Genomic DNA, 18,308 nt, shown 5'->3' on the forward strand with positions numbered 1-18,308 from the left:
GTTTATTGTTTTGAGGCAAGAACAACAGCTCTCAGTTTTTGCATACATCTGTATTTTTTATTGCGAGCTGTGGTTTCTTCAATTTTTAATTCAATGGAAATTTCTTTTAACGATTTTTTTTCAAAGTAAAATGTTTTTAAAAGCTGCTTGCATGGCTGCCCTAAATTTTCAAAGGCAGTCATGGCAATTTTTAGTTTTTTACTATCAGGTTCGTTATGTTCTTCGTCGTCTTTCACTTCTGCTAAGGTTTCAACAACTAGTGGTTTTGAGTTTTTAAATGATTTTGACCTTAAAACATCTGTCCATTTATTTTTTGATATCCTATACAAATAACCTTGTATGGCAGTATCATTTTGTGGTACAAATTTGTTGTTTTTAATGTGTGTCCATACCGTAATAAAAGCATCTTGATAGACATCTTTAGCATGCGCGATAGAACCACTATTTTTTAATACTAAAGCTTCAACTTTAGGATAGTTAGTTGTATAAACATGTTTTAAGACCTCAGAATCATTAGATCTTATTCCGTCAACAAGTTGAGACTGATTTAGTAAATGTATTGTTTTCCCCATCGAATAATAGCAACAGGAAATATACAATTATTTCATTTTAGAACAAACACTTCACTATTAAATGATTATTAATTCGATTATCAACTTTTTTATTAGTTATTATTTCACAAATCCCGGGGGCTGCGCTTACCAACCCTGAGCCATCTCTGAAAGGTTGGTGGCTACTCCTCCATTTTTATATTGTTTAAATTCTTATCGTACATTAGGATTATCGGGTTCTGGATCGTCTATATCTGGTGTTCCGTCTCTATCTCTATCAGAAAGGGAGTCTTTGTCTCTTATCAATAATTCAAAACTTAAGGGAAAAAATACGTCCATTACTATAGTGTTATACTCGTTGATTGGTGCTGCGGAAACCGATATGGTCACAGAGCTTGTGTTCAATCCTGCATTTGTTACCGCTATCCATATAATAGCTCTGGTGTTTTGAAATGTTATTGATCTGGAACTGAAAACTCGTCTAACGCCACCAAAATCTAAGGCTTGATTTGGTGGAGCGCACTCGACTGTTGGGGTGCCATTGAAACCAAATTCGGTTACCATTAATTGATTAATAACCAAAGCTCTAATTTGATCTACAGTTAAATTGGCAGAAAAAGTAGTGATAGGATAATAGCGCCATAGGACTTCGGTTTGGTTATTATTACGTCTTCTCAAATCCATACCATAAGTAAAGTTTTGTTCTAAAATTTGGGTTGCGGTATAGCCCTGGGGAACTGAAACCGAAATATTTGTGAATACCGCTTGATGATTAAACCTACCTTGAGGGTTTGTAATCAAGGGTACTCTACTAAAAGGCGCAGGGATTCCATGGGCATAATCCCAATACACAGCAGTTGGTCCAACTACATTTGGGCAACCTTGTTGCGATATTGCATTAGCAAAATTATTTGCGTCATCATTATTTTTGCTACAAGACGCTAAAAGAATGAGTATTGCTAAAAGGCTGTATATTTTTATTGCTTTCATAATTCTATCAGTAAATAGTTTTTATAATCATCGTTATTAAACAAAAATGTCATCATTTTAGTTTTCATTATTGTATTGTGTCCAATTTTGGTTGTTCATATTCGGATCTAAATTTGGGTCGTATAAGGTGTTGTCCGTTCCTATATATTCATTGTTGCTATTCATATGATATTGATTGTACTGCCCCTCAACTTGATAGCTTTGATCCGTGTTAGGATTGGAAATTGTGCTGCGTTCCCAAACACCACTATTTATACTATTGGAGTGTCCTGCATCTTGCATACCATTTCTACGTTTCCAGCTTTCATGATTACTGTCTGATATGGAACTGTATGTGTTGCCAATATTTCTAGACGCTTGCCCTTGGGCTCTAATTGCCGCCATGCGTTGTTGATGGCCTGCATTGCTTTGTTGTGAAAGTTGGGAGTAATATCTGTTGTTAGCTTCCACCCATTGCGGATTTATTTGAAAGTTTACCAATGAGTTTATAAACGCTTTTTTAGCTGCTTCATAATTATTTTTTGAAGCACCCATAGAGTTTAATGTATAGCCCCAATCCATACCGCCAGTTGTTGGATATTGATTGGTAAAATAGCGAATAATACCAATGGATTTACCACCGTCCTTATCAATCCATTCTGTAGCAATACATTGAAATTGTTTGTTCTCTGGCATGCCTTTAAACAAATAACTGTCAAAACGTTTGTCGAATTGGGCAAGTTGGGGAAGTGGAAATTGATTTACCAAACGCATCCCTTCAGATTCAGCATACGGAAGGATATCCTCTTTAATAACTCGTTGGATATTTTTAACGGGTTTAATTTTGGTGCCGTTTTGTTGCGCAAAATAATTTAGCTGTTGGTTGTTAGAATAGAAGTGAGAAATAAAACGCTCTCCATAAACTTTAACACCATCGGCAGATTCAAATAAAATACCTTCTTTAGTATTGTTTTTTACTTCCCAAGAACTTGGAATTGGCATGACCCCAACTGGCATACCAAATTGCTTGCTCATGACGCTGTAGCCTTTCATGTTGTTTTTGTTAGAAGGCCTGTTCGTGTTAGATTGGTAGTTGTTTTGTTGATTGTTTTCAAGGTCGTTATAACCTTCATAATCAGCATCAAAATTCGCGTAATCGTTATTTTCTTTTTGTTGTTGTCCGCAAGAAAAAAGCAGAACTGTAAAAAATATGCTGAGGTAAATAGACGTTTTCATAAGGCTAGTATTAAGATTAATAAATGTTTATACTAGCACATCGTGTTTATTTTAAAATGTCATCATCTTTATAAAAAAATAGTTAGTACATGACAAATCATTGCTGTCATTTAACAAGACCTGTCAGGTTTTTAAAACCTGACAGGTCTTGTTTCCTAGCTATTGACTTAAACAAATTTTTGTCACGTACTTAGAAGAATAATAAAAAAGAAAACATGCACATTCTTTCTTCACTTTGTAGATGAAGCAGGAATTATACATGTTCTTGACTAACTCAAATAAAATTCGATACCACTATCTGCGTGGTTTTAAAAGAAAAAATAGCCTATAGATAGCATGAATATACTGCTCTTAATATTATCGCTGTTGTCTTTAGAAATATTGGATACCCCAATATTATAACGAGCAGATAGATTAATACCATTTTCTAATTTATAACCTGCGCCAATACCAAATGAAATATCTGTGCTGTTAAAAAACTCTTTTATGTCAGAATCCAATAAACTACTAGCAGCACTTGATGATTTAGTGTTGGCTGTTTTTGTTGCAGTATTTGGTAAAGGTTCGTTTCCGTTGCCCCCGCCATTATTTACTTCATCTACTTTAATGGTTGCGGAGAGTAAATAACCTATTTGAGGGCCGGCTTCTATACTTAATTCATCGGTTACAAAATACTTGCCTATAATGGGGAGATTAATGTAGTTTAACACACCAGTTCCATTATCTACTTTATAGCCTTGTGAGGAAAATAAAAGTTCTGGTTGTACAAAAAATTCCGCAGATATTGGAATTTCCGCCATACCTCCAATATGGAATGCTGTTCTACTTTTTGCATTATTAATATCTCCAGTTACAGAAGCAATATTCACACCTGCTTTTGCGCCAAATTTAATGTCTTGGGCATTAACGGTAAATACAATACTTAAAATTACGATTGCTGTTGCATAAACTTTTTTCATGTTGTTTGATTTTTAAATAAATGGTTTAACTTTTTTTTAAAATTGAAATTGATTTTTTTTTTTTTTTTGAATTACGCGCTCTTAGGTTTTCATGTGGTTTAGTTTGTGGTTATTTTCTATACATCTAAATAATTTAAAAATGTCATCATCAAAACATCTTTTATAGTATTTTTGCACCATGAATAAACCGCTTACAGAACAAGAATTACATAATTTGGCCATGAACCACGTTGGGAAAGATTTAGAGCAGCGCGGGTTCGAGTTTATTGCAGTAAACAGTAAACTAAAAAAGCATCCGCAGTTTGTCTGTATCGATAAAAACGCTCAGTACTTTTTCGTCATTGTCCGTGCAGTAATTTTACCAGAAAACCCCAATAATTATGATATTGTTTGGATGGAATCTTTTAAAAAGCATGCTAGGGAAAATGAAGCTAAAGTGCTTTATGCTGGTGTTGGAATTGGTAATGTAAACGGCGAATCATTACCTATTTACCTAGACGAAGAATATCTTTTTGAATATAATGGTATTCAAGTTTTGGAAACTAATTTAAATTAAATGAATAAATTTATATTTGGAGTATCGCTTTTGGTTTTAAGCTTTTCTTGTGCTACTAAGAATGCAAAAAACACAAAATTAAAAGGTACTGTTTTTGGTACCGGTTATTCTATTATTTATGATGCAGAATTGGATTATCAAAAGCAATTTGATAGTTTATTTTATGTGTTGAACAGATCATTATCTACCTATCAATCAGATTCCGATATTTCGAAATTAAATAGAAATGAAGCCGTTAAAATTGATGCGCATTTCGCGAAAGTATATGATGCTTCAAAAGAAATATTCGGACTTACAGAAGGGGCTTTCGATCCTACAATTGGTAACGTTGTGAATGCATGGAGCTTTGGTGCAGAACGTGCAATTGAAAATTTAGATAGTTTAAAAATTGATAGTTTGATGCACTATGTAGGTTACGATAAAACCTATAGAAAAGATGATGAAATTATCAAATCAAACCCTAATGTGTATTTAGAGTTTAATGCCATTGCCAAAGGTTATGCAGTTGATGTCATAGGTGAGTTTTTAGAATCGCAAAACAGCAATAATTATTTAGTTGAAATTGGAGGAGAAATACGCGCAAAAGGCGAAAACATTGAAAAAAAATTACCTTGGAAGGTTGGGGTAGAAGCGCCTAATTTTGACAGTAAACAGTCTGTTTTGAAAGCTGTAAGTTTAAAAAATGAGGCTATGGCAACTTCTGGGACTTACAGAAAGTTTAAAACTGATGAAGACGGCAACCGATACTCTCATATTATTGACACGGATACTGGTTACCCGAGTAAAACAAATTTATTGAGCATTTCTGTTATTGCTGAAAATTGTATGACCGCCGATGCCTATGCAACGGCATTTAAGGCCATGGGAATTGAAAAAGTTAAAGCGTTTTTAGAAAAGCATCCAGAACTTAAAGTGTTTTTAATTTTTGAAAATGATAATAAAGAATTAGAAACTCTAGCTTTAAATGGATTTCCTGTGGATTAATTACTTAGAAACTACCGGAATAATTTCGCCTTTAGCCAAACAATATTTTTCTATCGCATCTGCGGAAAGAGAAGCCGTATAATCCACCTCTTCAACACTAGTAAAGTGGTAGAATTCTAGATTTATTTTTTTTTAAAAATCCGTGAAAATCCGTGTAATCTGCGTCAAAAAAATCAGTTCTATTTATAAGCCACAGGGATAATTTCACCTTCAGCCAAACAATATTTTTCTATCGCTTCGGCGGAAAGTTTTGCTGTATAATCAACTTCCTGAACTTTAAAACCAATACTTCGAAGTTTGTCAAAATAGTCTAAACCATAAACCCGAACATGGTCGTATTGACCGAAAATTTTAGCACGTTCCTTTTTATCCGTTATACTGTCATCTTCAAAAGTAGTCGCTCTATTTAAGTCTTGCGGGATTTGAAAAATGCCATAGCCGCCAGGTTTCATAACACGATACAGTTCTTGCATTGCTTTAGTGTCATCAGGAATGTGTTCTAAAACATGATTGCAAAGAATAACATCAAATTCATTGTCTTCAAAAGGAAGATTGCAAATATCTGCTTTTACATCAGCTAAAGGGGAATTCAAATCAGTTGTTACATACTCTAAATTCTTCATCTTTCTAAAACGTTTGAAAAACGCTTGCTCTGGAGCAAAATGTAATATTTTCAAATTAGCAGAAAAGAAATCGGTTTCATTCTTTAAATACAACCACAATAATCTATGGCGCTCTAAGGAAAGGGTGGAAGGGGAGAGTACATTATGACGTTGCTTGCCATATCCGTATGGTAAAAAGGTTTTAAAGCTTTTTCCATCAATTGGGTCGGTAAATGTATTTCCTTTTAAAAAGAATGCCAAAACAGGACGAATGATGTAACTTAATCTAATTAATAGAGGTCTGGGAACTGAATTTAATATTAATTTGAAGAGTTTTTTTGACACGGATTTCACGGATTTTCACAGATTTAAAAAAATGATTCTTCTAATTTCGTTTGATTTGGAAAAGTCTGCGGATGATGTTTGGTATAAGTTTGAACAGTTTTTTGACACGGATTTTTACGGATTTTTAAAAAATGACTCTTTTGTGCTTTAAACTATCTTCGCCAAAATTGATCAATAGACCTAGTTTTAATTTTGAAACTGCAAGATAGTTGAGTGTTTGCTTAATATGAGAGTCTGTGAGCATGCTTATTGCCTTAATTTCTAAAACAATTTTGTTTTCAATAATAAAATCAGCTTTATACCTATGTGGTAATAAATTTCCTTTATAAACAATATTGAATTTTGTTTCTCTTGAATAGTTTACTTTATTATTTATCAACTCAATCTCTAAAGCATCTCCATAAACCACTTCGCTAAATCCTTTACCTAATTCTCTATGAACGTCCATACAAATTCCGATAATTTTATAGGTGTCATCATTATAAAGTAGTTGCCCCATAGCCTATTTAATTAATATGAAAGGTTAAGTTAAGAGTGAGTAATCCGTGAAAATCCGTGAAATCCGTGTCTAAAAAAAATTAGAGTACCATTGCGCTTTGTCTAAACTCAACCTCCTCATCACTAACAATCCCAAGCGCATCATAAATATAAGCAAACGTAGAAAGCAATTCTGGCTTCCCATCAACTAGCGCAACATCGTGCTCAAAATGTGCAGAAGGTTTACCATCTTGGGTAGTAATGGTCCAACCGTCCCTATGTTGTTTTATACGCTGAGTTCCCATATTAATCATGGGTTCAATTGCTACAACCATGCCTTCAATAAATTTTTTACCTCTGCCTCGTTTTCCGTAATTGGGCATTTCTGGGTCTTCGTGCATTTTACTGCCTAAACCATGACCTACCAATTCCCTAACCACACCATAACCATGGGCTTCACAATATTTTTGAATGGCATAACCAACATCACCTACACGATTATTCGCCTTAAATTCTCTAATACCAACGTAAAGTGATTCCTTGGTTACTTGTAAAAGCTTTTCAGTTTCAGCGTCTATTTCTCCTACGGCAAATGTGTAAGCATGGTCTCCGTAAAAACCATTTTTAAGTGCACCACAATCTATAGAAATAATATCGCCTTCAAGAAGAGGGTCTTTATTTGGAATACCGTGAACGACTTGCGAGTTCGGACTCATACAAAGTGTATTGGGAAAATCATACAATCCTAAAAACCCTGGAATTGCGCCATGGTCTCTAACACAGGTTTCGGCAATTTTATCAAGTTCTAATGTTGTCACACCAGGTTTAATGACTTTTGCTAATTCACCTAAAGTTTTAGATACTATCAATGCACTTTCGCGCATTAATTCTATTTCTTCTCTAGTTTTTACTTTAATCATGATCTAAAAATATCTAAAAAACTCTTTTTCTTTTTTACGGGTAAGGGATGCTCCCTGGTATCAATTAACATCTGATAGATTTGTCCCCATCCTAAAAACCCGCCTATATTCCTATCGTCTATAAACAAATCTGCATTAATTTTTCTGCTTACTTCGGGTGTATATTCCTCTTCGGGAAAACTTTGATTAATGGCGTAAAAAATGATGCCGTTTTCTTTACAAAAAGCAACTGCCTCATCCAATCTATCTCCGCATCTGTAAGTCCATAGTATCAAACGATGCCCTTCATCCTGTAACTTTTTTAAGGTTTCAAATGCGAACATTTGAGGCTTCCCAATTCTAGGATAGGCATCTTCCACGATGGTGCCGTCAAAATCTACGGCTATTAAACGAGTATCACTAAAATTCATTTCAATTCAAGGTTAAATTTCTGCAAAGGTAATTATTTTTGTGCTATCTGCTTAAACCAAAGGGTGTTGCGTCATGGCTTTAGGTTGTTCAACACCAATAAGTTTTAAGATTGTAGGTGCTAAATCGCCTAGAATTCCGTCTTTTATATCTTTTAAATCTTTATCAATTAAGATAATAGGTACAGGGTTTGTAGTATGCGCGGTGTTTGGCGAACCGTCTGGATTGATCATGGTTTCACAGTTGCCATGATCTGCAATAAGTAAGGTGGTATAGCCATTATCTAATGCTGTACTCACAACTTCTTTTACACATTTGTCCACAGCTTCGCATGCTTTTATGGCGGCTTCCATAACACCTGTATGTCCTACCATATCGCCATTTGCAAAATTCAAACATACAAAATCAACATCCCCTTTTTTAAGTTCTGGCACTAAAGCATCAGTTAGCTCAAAAGCACTCATTTCTGGTTTTAAATCGTAGGTGGCTACTTTTGGCGAATTTCTTAAAATTCTATCCTCACCTTTAAATGGTGCCTCACGACCGCCCGAAAAGAAAAAAGTAACATGCGGATACTTTTCGGTTTCAGCAATTCTAATTTGTTTTTTATTGTGCTTTTCTAAAACTTCTCCTAAAGTTTCAGTTAAATTATCCTTATTGAAAATAACATTGATGTTTTTATAGGTGTCATTATAATTGGTTAATGTCACATAATGTAAATCGAGTTTTTCCATGTCATGCTCTGGAAAATCTTGTTGCGTTAAAGCTTCTGTCAATTCCCGTCCTCTGTCTGTTCTAAAGTTGAAGAAGATAATAACATCGCCATCTTTCACTTTTGCGATTGGAATGTTTTTATCATCAACGGCAATTAGTGGCTTTATAAACTCATCAGTTATTTCATTTGCATATTTGTTTTCAATTGAAGCCACTAAGTTTTTTGATGCTTCGCCAATACCTTTTACCAAGGCATCATAAACAAACTTTATACGCTCCCAGCGCTTATCACGATCCATGGCGTAATAACGGCCGCAAATTGAAGCTATTTTAGTATTTGTATTTTCAATATGAGATTGCAAATCTTTTACAAATCCAGCACCAGATTTTGGGTCAACATCACGACCGTCTGTAAATCCATGGATGTAAGAGTTTTTTACTCCAGCTTCATTAGCTGCATCCACTAAACCTTTAATATGATTGATGTGGGAATGCACGCCTCCGTTACTTAATAATCCTAAAAAATGAACGTCTTTGTTATTCTTTTTGGCATAATCAAAAGCATCAACCAATACTTTTTCGGTATTAAGCGTTTTGTTTTCAACTGCCAAATTCACTTTTACCAAATCTTGATATACAATTCTACCTGCGCCTAAATTCATGTGCCCTACTTCACTATTTCCCATTTGGCCTTCGGGTAAACCAACATGTAAACCGTCTGTTCTAAGAGAAGCGCTTGGGTATTTTGTGTATAAACTATCTATAAAAGGTGTATTTGCATTATCAATTGCAGAAACTTTTGGGTCTGGAGATTTCCCCCAACCGTCAAGGATCATAAGGATGACTTTTTTGTTCATTTTTATTGAATTTTAGGCTGCAAATATAAGAATTTTAAAGCGATTACCTGTCCCAATAATTTTGAAATAATTGTTTCATTAGGAATGTTTTGAAGTGATATTATATTAGAAAATTTTCTGATGCAAACGTTAAAAAAAAGTTATTTAAGATTTTTTTGTGTAACAAATTAAATTTTTAGTCGTCTATTTAGTATCATCAAAAAACAATCATTCATCAAATCAAAATTCTTTCATCATGAAAAAAACAATCATTATTTCCGCAATCGCGTTATGCTTTTCAGTTTTAAGTGTTAATGCAAAAACTTCATTTGAATCTTATCACACAACTCAAGTTCAAGCCGTAACAAACGTAAATCCTTTTTGTGTTTCAATTGCCAAGGGCGATATAGAAACTGTTAAAAAATTGATAGAATTGGGTACTGATGTGAATCAAAAATCTAATGGTTTAACACCTCTAATGTACGCTGCTAAGTTCAATAGAACTAAAATCTTAAAACTGTTAATTGCAAAAGGTGCTAAGTTAAAAGTAAAATCAGAAAAAGGCATGACAGCTTTAAAGTATGCGAAACTGCATAAGGCTAAAGCTGCCGAAGCTATTTTAAAAGAGGCATTGGCAAAGAAGAAAAAATAATTATATATTTTATATAATTACTTTGAGTTAGTCACTCTAAAAAGTCCTTTTTAAAGGGCTTTTTTTAATTATAGATTTTTGTATTTTTCTATAGCTTCCTGTATTTTTTCAATTCTATTTTCTGGATCAGGGTGCGTGCTTTTAAATTCAGGAACTCTATTTGGGCCTGCGGCGTCTTTTAAAATTTCCATAACACCAATCATTTCTTGAGGGTTATAACCTGCTCTAATCATAAACTTCACACCTAAATCATCGCTTTCCAGTTCGTCATCCCTTCCATTGGTCAAGAGTGTGTTTTGACCAATACCGCTAACTAATCCTCCCATATCTGCGCCTACCGAACCGGCTGTAGCTAATCCTTGCCAATATTCGCTCTCTGCTATACGCTCAGCACTATGCCTTCCTAAAACATGACCAATTTCATGTCCTAAAACACCAGCCAATTGATCTTCGTTTTCTAGTTTTTTTAAAAGGGCATAAGTAATAAATACTTGCCCTCCTGGTAATGCAAAGGCATTAATTGTGTTGGGGTCATTTAATAAATGAAATTCGTATTTGTATGGTGTTTTTTTTGCGATACTGCTGTTAACTAGTTTGTTGCCAACATTGTCAACCATGGCTTGTAATTGGTTGTCTGGATGTAAACCTCCATGTTGTTGTGCCATTTGCGGTGCACTTTGTAAACCAATGGCAATTTCCTTTTCTGGAGTCATAGAAATGGTTTGCATTCTTCCTGTATATGGGTTTTCTTCACGCTGGCTGCAACGTTTTAAAACGAAAAATAAAGCTATCGCAGCACCAATCAGCAGTCTTATTTTAAAATTTCTTCCTCTCATTTTAAAGTGGTTTTAGGGTATTAAATTACAAAATTTTGACTTATAATTTTGTGACACATTTTTTGTGAAACTGTCACTTTATTTTGAAACCTATGCTATAGATATTTATACATGGTGTAATGCACTCCAATTTCAGCGATTTCAAATGGTTTTCCAATTGTAGAATAATCGTTTTGTTTATAGAAGTTTAAGGCTGTTTCTCTAGCATTGCACCACACTATTTTTATGTTTCTTAATTTCAATAAGTTTTCACCGTAAGACAGCATCATTTTTCCCAAACCTAAACCTTGATGTTCTTTTAAAAGTGCCATTCCACGAAGTTGATATTGAAGTTTATTATTAAACCATTCATTTTTATTTTTCATAAATGAAGCAACTCCAATGAGGTTATTATTAGAAAATAATCCCAAGTGAATGGTCGATTCTAAATCATCGCCATCAAAAGCACATGTTGCAATTGGTTTTCCCGCTCTCAAAATAGGGTGCCTAACGGTATAGGTGTCTTCTGCATTAATTTGCTTTATATCATAATTCTGTTTCAAAATCCTGAATACTTTTAGTTTTTATCAAGTATCTTCAAATTTAAATAAATATTATCTTCACATTAAAAAAAGATGTCTTACAGTTTTAAAATCCTAAAAAAGGAAGAGATAGAACAAATAGTGCCATTGGTTGAAAAACTGGATAATTATACAGTTTCTCAGGACATTCTAAAGCAACGTTTTTTAGAAATGTCTGAACAAAATTATGAGTGTGCCGTCATCATTAACGGCACTAAAATTATTGGGGTTTGCGGACTTTGGTATTGTACACGCCATTACTCAGGTAAAAGTGTCGAGCCAGACCATGTTTATATTGATGAAGCGTATAGGGGTAAAGGTCTTGGGAAACAGTTTTTTAACTGGATTTATGATTACGTAACATCTAAAAATTGTGAAGCCATCGAGTTAAATACTTATGTTAGCAACCATTTGTCGCACAAATTTTATTTCAACGAAGGTTTTAAAATTTTGGGCTTTCATTTTTTAAAGAAATTGTAATTTTTTTTGCATTTCAATACATAGATTATATATATTTGTGGTGCTATTGCGAGAGTAGCTCAGTTGGTAGAGCGTCAGCCTTCCAAGCTGAATGTCGCCGGTTCGAACCCGGTCTCTCGCTCAAAAGCTTCATTTTAAAAGATGAAGCTTTTTTATTTTAAATCGTTTAAAGAAGCGCCGCTTTCAACTTCATAAGGTGGCTTATTATATTCAAAAATTCTTGCAGAAAGCGTTCCTTTTAGAGTAATATTTTGATTGTTAACATGTAACCAGCTTCCTTCGCGTAAACCAACCACAGGTGGCGTATTAAAATGATGAAACTCTTTTATTCTAGTCTCTCGTGTTTCGCCCATGTGTTTGCTTTTTGTGTCAGGATCTAGATAATGGGGATTGATATTAAAAGGGACTAAGCCTAGAGCGTTAAAACTGGGTGGGTAAATTATTGGCATATCATTGGTGGTTTTAATGGTTAAACCACAAATATTGCTGCCAGCACTAGTGCCTAAATAGGGCGTTCCGTTAGTTACAACGGTTTTTAATGTAGAAATTAAATCGTCTTTATAGAGTTGATTGGTCAAAACAAACGTATTGCCGCCTCCAACAAAAATGCCTTCAGCATTTTTAATAGCTTCCTTTGGGTTTTCAAAAGTGTGAAGTCCTTTTATGGTTTTTCCTATTTTAGAAAATGCCATCGAAACAATAGCAGTATAGTCGTCATGTGAGACACCGCCTGGTCTTGCATAAGGAATAAAAACAATGGTTTTGGTGTGTTTGAAAAGAATAGTTAATTCATCTAATAAATAGTCTAAATAACCAGATCCATGAATAGTAGATGTACTTGCGATAATTATATGACGCATTATAAAAATGTTTTATGATAAAGCTAAACAATTTTATTTGATAATTAAATCATTCGCATTTTAAAAACCCAGTTATAAGTCGTATTTTTAATAAATGAAGCAGTTGCTAAATGCTTTTTAATCTTATATTTTTGACCAAAACCTAACCTATGAAAAAGATATTCTGCCTAGTATTGTTTCTCTCGGCCATAACAGTTAATTCTCAAAATATCACAAGAACCGATGTTCAAGGAAAAATAGTGATAGAACATAGCGATATTTCGGGGATTACTATTTTTAATGCATCTTCCAATAAAGGTACAATTACCGATAACAATGGGGAATTTAAGATTGCCGTAGCATTAAACGATATCATAGAAGTAAGTGCGCTACAATTCCAGAATTTAAGTTTTAAGGTAAATAAAGACATTGTAGCCTCTAGAAATATGAAGATTTTTTTAATTGAAGAGATTAATAAATTGGATGAAATTATTGTTAAAACGAAAGGTTTGTCAGGAAATTTAGAAACGGATATTGGCGATTCTGAAACTTTTAATCCAAAATTGGACGCTTTGTATTTTGGTGTAAAGCACAGTAGCGAATATAGTTTTGAAACCGATTATAAAACAGAGGTTAAAAACATGACGGTAAATGCTGAAAAAGTAAGGCTCTATAACGGACTTAATATTGTAAACGTTGTTGATCAATTGTTGCTTCCGGTTTTTCGTTCTGAAGCTAAAGAGAAAAAAGCGTCAAATATTCCTAAGGTGCCTTCAAAAGCCATAAAATATTATTTTGCTTCGGAATTTTTGGTCGATAATTTCAAGATTCCAGAACATCGTGTGGAAGATTTTATTGCTTATGTACACAGGGACGACTTCGATTTTTCATTATTAAATTACGGTAAAGAACTAGAGTTTTTAGAACTTTTAAATCAAAAAAGTGTTGAGTTTCTTAATAAGAAGTAAATGATTGAGCGCTCATTTAACAAAACTTTAAATTCCATTTTTATTTTTTTTAACACGAAACTAGCGTTCTTTATCTTCTAAATAATTTATTTTTTGAAGGTTTTAGTGTGTTTTATAATGGGTTTCTCTGTACAGTTAGTTGTTTCCCAAACTGTAAACATGTCTGGAAAAGTAGTTGGCGTGAATAATGTTGAAAATATTCACATCATTAATAAAACGGCACAAAAATTTACGATTACTGATAAAAATGGCGAATTTACAATTCCAGTAAAATTAAATGATACCTTAAGTTTTTCATCTGTTCAACATCAATCAAAAGAGATTGTGGTTTCAAAAGAAATAATTAATGCTAAAACCGTTATTGTAAAATTAGAAGAACAAGTAAACATACTTGACGAAGTTACAGTTGGTAAAGTTTTAACGGGAGATTTGCTATCAGATATTGATAATATTGAAGGAAAAGCACCAATAAATTTTTACGACTTGGGCATTCCAGGTTATACAGGAAAACCAGCAACGCAGAGTGAAAGGCGGTTAAATGCGGCAACTACTGGAGCAAATGGGCAGAAATTAAAATGGTATTCACCTTTAACAGGACAAATTCCGATTGATCCAATTATAAATGAAATTACAGGCAGAACAAAAATGCTTAAAGCACGTGTTAAACATGAAAATAGTGAAGCACTTATGAACAAACTGCGTAGTAAATTTTCGGAGATTTTATTCAGCATAAATCCCCTAGAAGAAGCGTTTAGAGCAGACTTTTTCTATTTCTGCGAAATGGATGAAAATTTCTATTCAAAATGCGCAGGAAAACCCGATTTAGAAGTTTTGGAATTCTTAAAAGAAAAACTCAGACAATACAAAGCAAATCAGCAAGAATTAAAGAATTAAACAAAAGAAAAAATCTTTAGATTTTTTTTAAAATCCGTGAAAATCTGTGAAATCCGTGTCTTAATATTTTATTCAGTTTCGCCTCATTAAATCTCTTTGGAACAGCTTTTGAAATCCAAAAATAATTACATTAGCCATCATTCTAAAACTATGAAATCCTATAAACCCATTTTGTTCCTATTGCTTTTTGTGTCATTAAGCTCGTTTGTGTCGTTACATAAATACTACATCAGTAACACCCAAATAGAGTATATAGGAGAAAAAAAATCAATACAAATAATCACACGCATTTTTATTGATGATTTAGAAAATGTATTACGAGAACGCTATGATGAAGCTATTACTCTTGATGATGAAAATTCAAGAACAAACGATTTATACATTGAAAAATACCTGAATGCAAAAATTAAAATAAAGATTAACGATGAAGCAGTAAGTTTTGTCTTTATAGGAAAAGAAATGGAGACGGGAATTGTAAAATCTTATTTAGAAATTGAAAATGTTGAAGCTGTAAAAACCTTCGAAATTTCAAACCAAACGCTTTTTGATCTATTCTCAGAACAGCAAAATATTATAAAATTGGATATTAACTCCAAACAAAAAAGTTGCATCCTTACAAAACAAAATGATACTGCTTTGTTAAATTTTAATTAATTTAAAGTTTAATCCTTCTTAAAAACTGTATTTTTGTATGTTTTATGTAGTAAATACTAAATATTTGTTACCATATTATTGAATTATTTAATAAATTATAAGATTAACAATGAAACATCTTCTGCATTATTTTTTATCCGTTGTTTTTATCTCATCGGCCATGTATGCCCAAGACCCAGAACATCAAACTCCAAAAAAGGGACATCAAAATACTAACAAATTTAGGCAGCTTTATGATGAGTTTTCAACGCCTAATATGTATAGAGCTGCTTCTGGCGCTCCAGGACATGCCTATTATCAACAACAGGCAGATTATAAAATGGATATCGTTTTAGATGATAAAAACACAAAACTTTCAGGTTTTGAAACAATTACATACACTAACAACTCTCCAGATGTTTTAAACTATTTATGGGTACAATTAGATCAAAATAAACGCGCTAAAGATTCTAAATCGCCATTAATTGAAAGCAGTTCTGTAACGCCAGTAATATCTCCAAAAGAGTTTGTAAATGACTTCGTAAGGGAATCGTTTGATGGCGGATTTCATATTCAAGAAGTTAAAGATGCCAACGGAAATGCGTTATCACATATGATTAACCGTACCATGATGCGTGTGGAATTACCAAAACCATTAGCAAGTGGCGATAAGTTTTCGTTCTCAATAAAATGGTGGTATAACATTAACGATCATGTCATTAAAAGAGATCGCTCTGGTTACGAATATTTTCCAAAAGACGGAAACCGCGCTTATGTCATTGCACAGTTTTTTCCAAGAATGGCGGTTTATAGCGATGTTGAAGGTTGGCAAAATTCCCAGTTTTGGGGGCGTGATGAGTTTGCCTTACCATTTGGAGATTACGAAGTTAACATTACCGTTCCAGCAGACCATATTTTGGATGGCACAGGTAAATTAACCAATAGAAAAGAAGTGTTTTCCAAAACCATGTTGGAGCGTTATGAAAAAGCCAAAAAATCTTATGATGAACCGATTTTTATTGTAACACAAGAAGAAGCCGAAGCTGCAGAAAAAGAGTTTTCGAATAAAACAAAAACATGGAAATTAAAAGCCGAAAACGTACGCGATTTTGGGTTTGCGTCATCAAGAAAATTTATTTGGGATATGATGGCCGTAAAAATTGGAGATAAAGATGTTATGGCGGCATCTATGTACCCAAAAGAAGGTAATCCGTTATGGGAAGACTGGTCCACCAAAGCTGTAGCGAGTACTTTAAAAACATATTCACGAATGACCTTTGATTATCCATACCATAAGGCTATTTCGGTTCATGCCAAAAATCAAGGTATGGAATATCCTATGATTTGTTGGAATTATGGTCGCCCCAAGGAAGATGGCACATATAGCGACCGTGTAAAGTACGGAATGCTGGGAGTGATTATCCACGAAATTGGGCATAATTTCTTCCCAATGATCGTGAATAGTGATGAGCGCCAATGGGCTTGGATGGATGAAGGCTTAAATACATTTTTAGAATACCTGTCCCAATTAGAATTTGGAGAAGCCTATCCAGAAGCTTTATCTCCACAACACGATACATATCCAGTAGATCGTGGCCCAGCACGTTTAATTGTGCCTTATATGAGTGGAAATCAAGATAAAATTGCCCCCATAATGACCAAAGGTCTCAATGTATATCAACTTGGTAATAATGCCTATGGAAAGCCAGCAACAGCATTAAATATTTTAAGAGAAACGGTAATGGGGCGAGAGCTGTTCGATTATGCATTTAAAGAATATGCCAACAGATGGAAATTTAAGCACCCAACACCAGAAGATTTCTTTAGAACCATGGAAGACGCATCAGCTGTAGATTTAGATTGGTTTTGGAGAGGTTGGTTCTACACTACCGATTGGGTAGATATTGGTATCAAGGACGTGAAAAAATTCCATGTATTGTCAAATACATTTATTGAAAAATTGATGAAAGAAAAAGGTCTTGAAAAGAGTCAATTAAGACCATTAGTTTATATGGTTGATGAAAGTAGCGAGGATTTTGAAGCATCGATGAAAGACCAAAACACATTAGAAGCGTTTTCAGTAAAGGAATATGTGATGGATAATTTTACCGAGCAAGAGCGCCAAAACATTAAAAACCCCAAGTATTTTTATAATATTACTTTCGAAAAGCCAGGAGGGTTGGTGATGCCAATTATAGTAGAATATACCTATGCAGATGGCTCAAAAAAATTGGAGACCTATCCAGCTCAGATCTGGAGGTTTAATGATAATGAAGTCACCAAAGCAATAGCAAGTGATAAAGAAATAGTGCACATAACATTAGACCCAAATTTAGAAACTGCCGATGTAGATACAGCAAACAACTCATGGCCAAAGAAGGTTGTGCAAGGAGAGTTCGAAAAATTCAAAGAAAAGGTAAAAGGATAAAAATTATGTTTTATTATAAGCCGTTTTTTAAAATCGGCTTTTTTTTATTCTAACAAAACAAGTCACTATATTTGTACTGTGATACATCAAGCAACATTCTTATTTATCAGCGGTGGCGAAATAGCTTTTATACTATTTATTGCCATCATGGTTTTTGGTGCCGATAAACTGCCCGAAATAGCTCGTGGTCTTGGAAAAGGCATGCGCACACTCAAGGATGCCACCAACGATATTAAACACGAAATCACCAAAACTGCCGAAAATCATGGCATGGACACTAGCATCACCAAAGATGTTAAAAAAGAAATTGATAAAGTAAAAGATGATATCGAAGACTTTACTGGATCGGTGAAACGCAAATTTTAGAGTTTGTTTTCTTACACATTTAGTTATTTACCTGAAATATAGTTCTTTTCAGCGATTATTTCACTATTATTACGAAATGTAAATAATTTGTTAGT

The 18,308-nt window shown here is 33.8% G+C and carries 21 protein-coding genes and 1 tRNA gene; 10 read left to right on the forward strand and 12 right to left on the reverse strand.

Features of this window, described 5'->3' with window-relative positions; genetic code table 11:
- Positions 1-2: 2 nt before the first annotated feature.
- The 4 genes from ABXQ82_RS11185 to ABXQ82_RS11200 form a co-directional block, all read right to left on the reverse strand.
- On the reverse strand, positions 3-572 hold the full coding sequence (locus ABXQ82_RS11185) for a sigma-70 family RNA polymerase sigma factor (RefSeq protein WP_367059295.1): 570 nt from the start codon (positions 570-572) through the stop codon (positions 3-5).
- Positions 573-764: 192 nt separating this feature from the next.
- The gene (locus ABXQ82_RS11190) at positions 765-1,541 is read right to left on the reverse strand and encodes a hypothetical protein (protein ID WP_367059298.1); all 777 of its coding nucleotides are present in this window, start codon (positions 1,539-1,541) and stop codon (positions 765-767) included.
- 57 nt (positions 1,542-1,598) lie between these two features.
- Positions 1,599-2,756: a hypothetical protein gene (locus ABXQ82_RS11195; RefSeq protein ID WP_367059300.1), complete on the reverse strand. Its 1,158-nt coding sequence runs from the start codon at positions 2,754-2,756 to the stop codon at positions 1,599-1,601.
- Between the two features lie 308 nt (positions 2,757-3,064).
- Complete coding sequence (locus ABXQ82_RS11200; RefSeq protein ID WP_367059303.1) at positions 3,065-3,715, reverse strand: porin family protein; 651 nt, start codon at positions 3,713-3,715, stop codon at positions 3,065-3,067.
- 178 nt (positions 3,716-3,893) lie between these two features.
- On the opposite strand from ABXQ82_RS11200, the gene ABXQ82_RS11205 reads away from it, so the two are divergent.
- Both ABXQ82_RS11205 and ABXQ82_RS11210 read left to right on the forward strand, forming a co-directional pair.
- On the forward strand, positions 3,894-4,271 hold the full coding sequence (locus tag ABXQ82_RS11205) for a Na(+)-translocating NADH-quinone reductase subunit F (RefSeq protein ID WP_367059306.1): 378 nt from the start codon (positions 3,894-3,896) through the stop codon (positions 4,269-4,271).
- On the forward strand, positions 4,272-5,255 hold the full coding sequence (locus ABXQ82_RS11210) for an FAD:protein FMN transferase (RefSeq protein ID WP_367059309.1): 984 nt from the start codon (positions 4,272-4,274) through the stop codon (positions 5,253-5,255).
- 179 nt (positions 5,256-5,434) lie between these two features.
- Here the strand turns inward: ABXQ82_RS11210 and ABXQ82_RS11215 are convergent, their stop codons facing one another.
- From ABXQ82_RS11215 to gpmI, 5 genes are all read right to left on the reverse strand, one after another.
- Positions 5,435-6,202, reverse strand: coding sequence for a class I SAM-dependent methyltransferase (locus ABXQ82_RS11215; RefSeq protein WP_367059312.1), 768 nt, complete (start codon positions 6,200-6,202; stop codon positions 5,435-5,437).
- 124 nt (positions 6,203-6,326) lie between these two features.
- The gene (locus ABXQ82_RS11220) at positions 6,327-6,701 is read right to left on the reverse strand and encodes a GxxExxY protein (protein WP_367059315.1); all 375 of its coding nucleotides are present in this window, start codon (positions 6,699-6,701) and stop codon (positions 6,327-6,329) included.
- A 79-nt stretch (positions 6,702-6,780) separates the two neighbouring features.
- Positions 6,781-7,599, reverse strand: a complete 819-nt coding sequence (gene map / locus ABXQ82_RS11225; protein WP_367059318.1) for a type I methionyl aminopeptidase — start codon at positions 7,597-7,599, stop codon at positions 6,781-6,783.
- Positions 7,596-8,009: a BT0820 family HAD-type phosphatase gene (locus ABXQ82_RS11230; protein ID WP_367059321.1), complete on the reverse strand. Its 414-nt coding sequence runs from the start codon at positions 8,007-8,009 to the stop codon at positions 7,596-7,598. Before ABXQ82_RS11230 ends, map begins: the two co-directional genes overlap by 4 nt.
- 51 nt (positions 8,010-8,060) lie before the next feature.
- Complete coding sequence (gene gpmI, locus ABXQ82_RS11235) at positions 8,061-9,578, reverse strand: 2,3-bisphosphoglycerate-independent phosphoglycerate mutase (RefSeq protein ID WP_367059324.1); 1,518 nt, start codon at positions 9,576-9,578, stop codon at positions 8,061-8,063.
- Positions 9,579-9,813: 235 nt separating this feature from the next.
- On the opposite strand from gpmI, the gene ABXQ82_RS11240 reads away from it, so the two are divergent.
- Positions 9,814-10,209, forward strand: coding sequence for an ankyrin repeat domain-containing protein (locus tag ABXQ82_RS11240; protein WP_367059327.1), 396 nt, complete (start codon positions 9,814-9,816; stop codon positions 10,207-10,209).
- A gap of 68 nt (positions 10,210-10,277) precedes the next feature.
- On the opposite strand, the gene ABXQ82_RS11245 is transcribed toward ABXQ82_RS11240, so the two are convergent.
- The gene (locus ABXQ82_RS11245) at positions 10,278-11,045 is read right to left on the reverse strand and encodes a M48 family metallopeptidase (RefSeq protein WP_367059330.1); all 768 of its coding nucleotides are present in this window, start codon (positions 11,043-11,045) and stop codon (positions 10,278-10,280) included.
- Positions 11,046-11,140: 95 nt separating this feature from the next.
- On the reverse strand, positions 11,141-11,587 hold the full coding sequence (locus tag ABXQ82_RS11250) for a GNAT family N-acetyltransferase (RefSeq protein WP_367059333.1): 447 nt from the start codon (positions 11,585-11,587) through the stop codon (positions 11,141-11,143).
- A 72-nt stretch (positions 11,588-11,659) separates the two neighbouring features.
- Here ABXQ82_RS11250 and ABXQ82_RS11255 point away from each other — a divergent pair, with 72 nt between their 5' ends.
- Positions 11,660-12,085, forward strand: coding sequence for a GNAT family N-acetyltransferase (locus ABXQ82_RS11255; protein ID WP_367059336.1), 426 nt, complete (start codon positions 11,660-11,662; stop codon positions 12,083-12,085).
- 48 nt (positions 12,086-12,133) lie between these two features.
- A tRNA-Gly gene (locus ABXQ82_RS11260) sits at positions 12,134-12,206 on the forward strand.
- 31 nt (positions 12,207-12,237) lie between these two features.
- Here the strand turns inward: ABXQ82_RS11260 and pepE are convergent.
- Complete coding sequence (gene pepE, locus ABXQ82_RS11265) at positions 12,238-12,945, reverse strand: dipeptidase PepE (RefSeq protein ID WP_367059339.1); 708 nt, start codon at positions 12,943-12,945, stop codon at positions 12,238-12,240.
- Positions 12,946-13,094: 149 nt separating this feature from the next.
- Between pepE and ABXQ82_RS11270 the strand changes: the two genes are divergently transcribed.
- The 5 genes from ABXQ82_RS11270 (at position 13,095) to ABXQ82_RS11290 (ending at position 18,213) form a co-directional block, all read left to right on the forward strand.
- Positions 13,095-13,892, forward strand: coding sequence for a carboxypeptidase-like regulatory domain-containing protein (locus ABXQ82_RS11270; protein ID WP_367059341.1), 798 nt, complete (start codon positions 13,095-13,097; stop codon positions 13,890-13,892).
- 159 nt (positions 13,893-14,051) lie between these two features.
- Positions 14,052-14,786 carry a hypothetical protein gene (locus tag ABXQ82_RS11275; protein ID WP_367059343.1) on the forward strand — a complete coding sequence of 245 codons (735 nt, stop codon included), beginning with the start codon at positions 14,052-14,054 and terminating at the stop codon, positions 14,784-14,786.
- Positions 14,787-14,936: 150 nt separating this feature from the next.
- The gene (locus ABXQ82_RS11280) at positions 14,937-15,440 is read left to right on the forward strand and encodes a DUF6702 family protein (RefSeq protein ID WP_367059346.1); all 504 of its coding nucleotides are present in this window, start codon (positions 14,937-14,939) and stop codon (positions 15,438-15,440) included.
- 109 nt (positions 15,441-15,549) lie between these two features.
- The gene (locus tag ABXQ82_RS11285; protein ID WP_367059348.1) at positions 15,550-17,847 is read left to right on the forward strand and encodes a M1 family metallopeptidase; all 2,298 of its coding nucleotides are present in this window, start codon (positions 15,550-15,552) and stop codon (positions 17,845-17,847) included.
- 78 nt (positions 17,848-17,925) lie between these two features.
- Positions 17,926-18,213: a twin-arginine translocase TatA/TatE family subunit gene (locus ABXQ82_RS11290; protein ID WP_367059351.1), complete on the forward strand. Its 288-nt coding sequence runs from the start codon at positions 17,926-17,928 to the stop codon at positions 18,211-18,213.
- Positions 18,214-18,308 lie beyond the last annotated feature (95 nt).

Origin of the sequence: Algibacter sp. 2305UL17-15, assembly GCF_040720935.1 — a bacterium.
Classification (GTDB): Bacteria; Bacteroidota; Bacteroidia; order Flavobacteriales; family Flavobacteriaceae; genus Jejuia.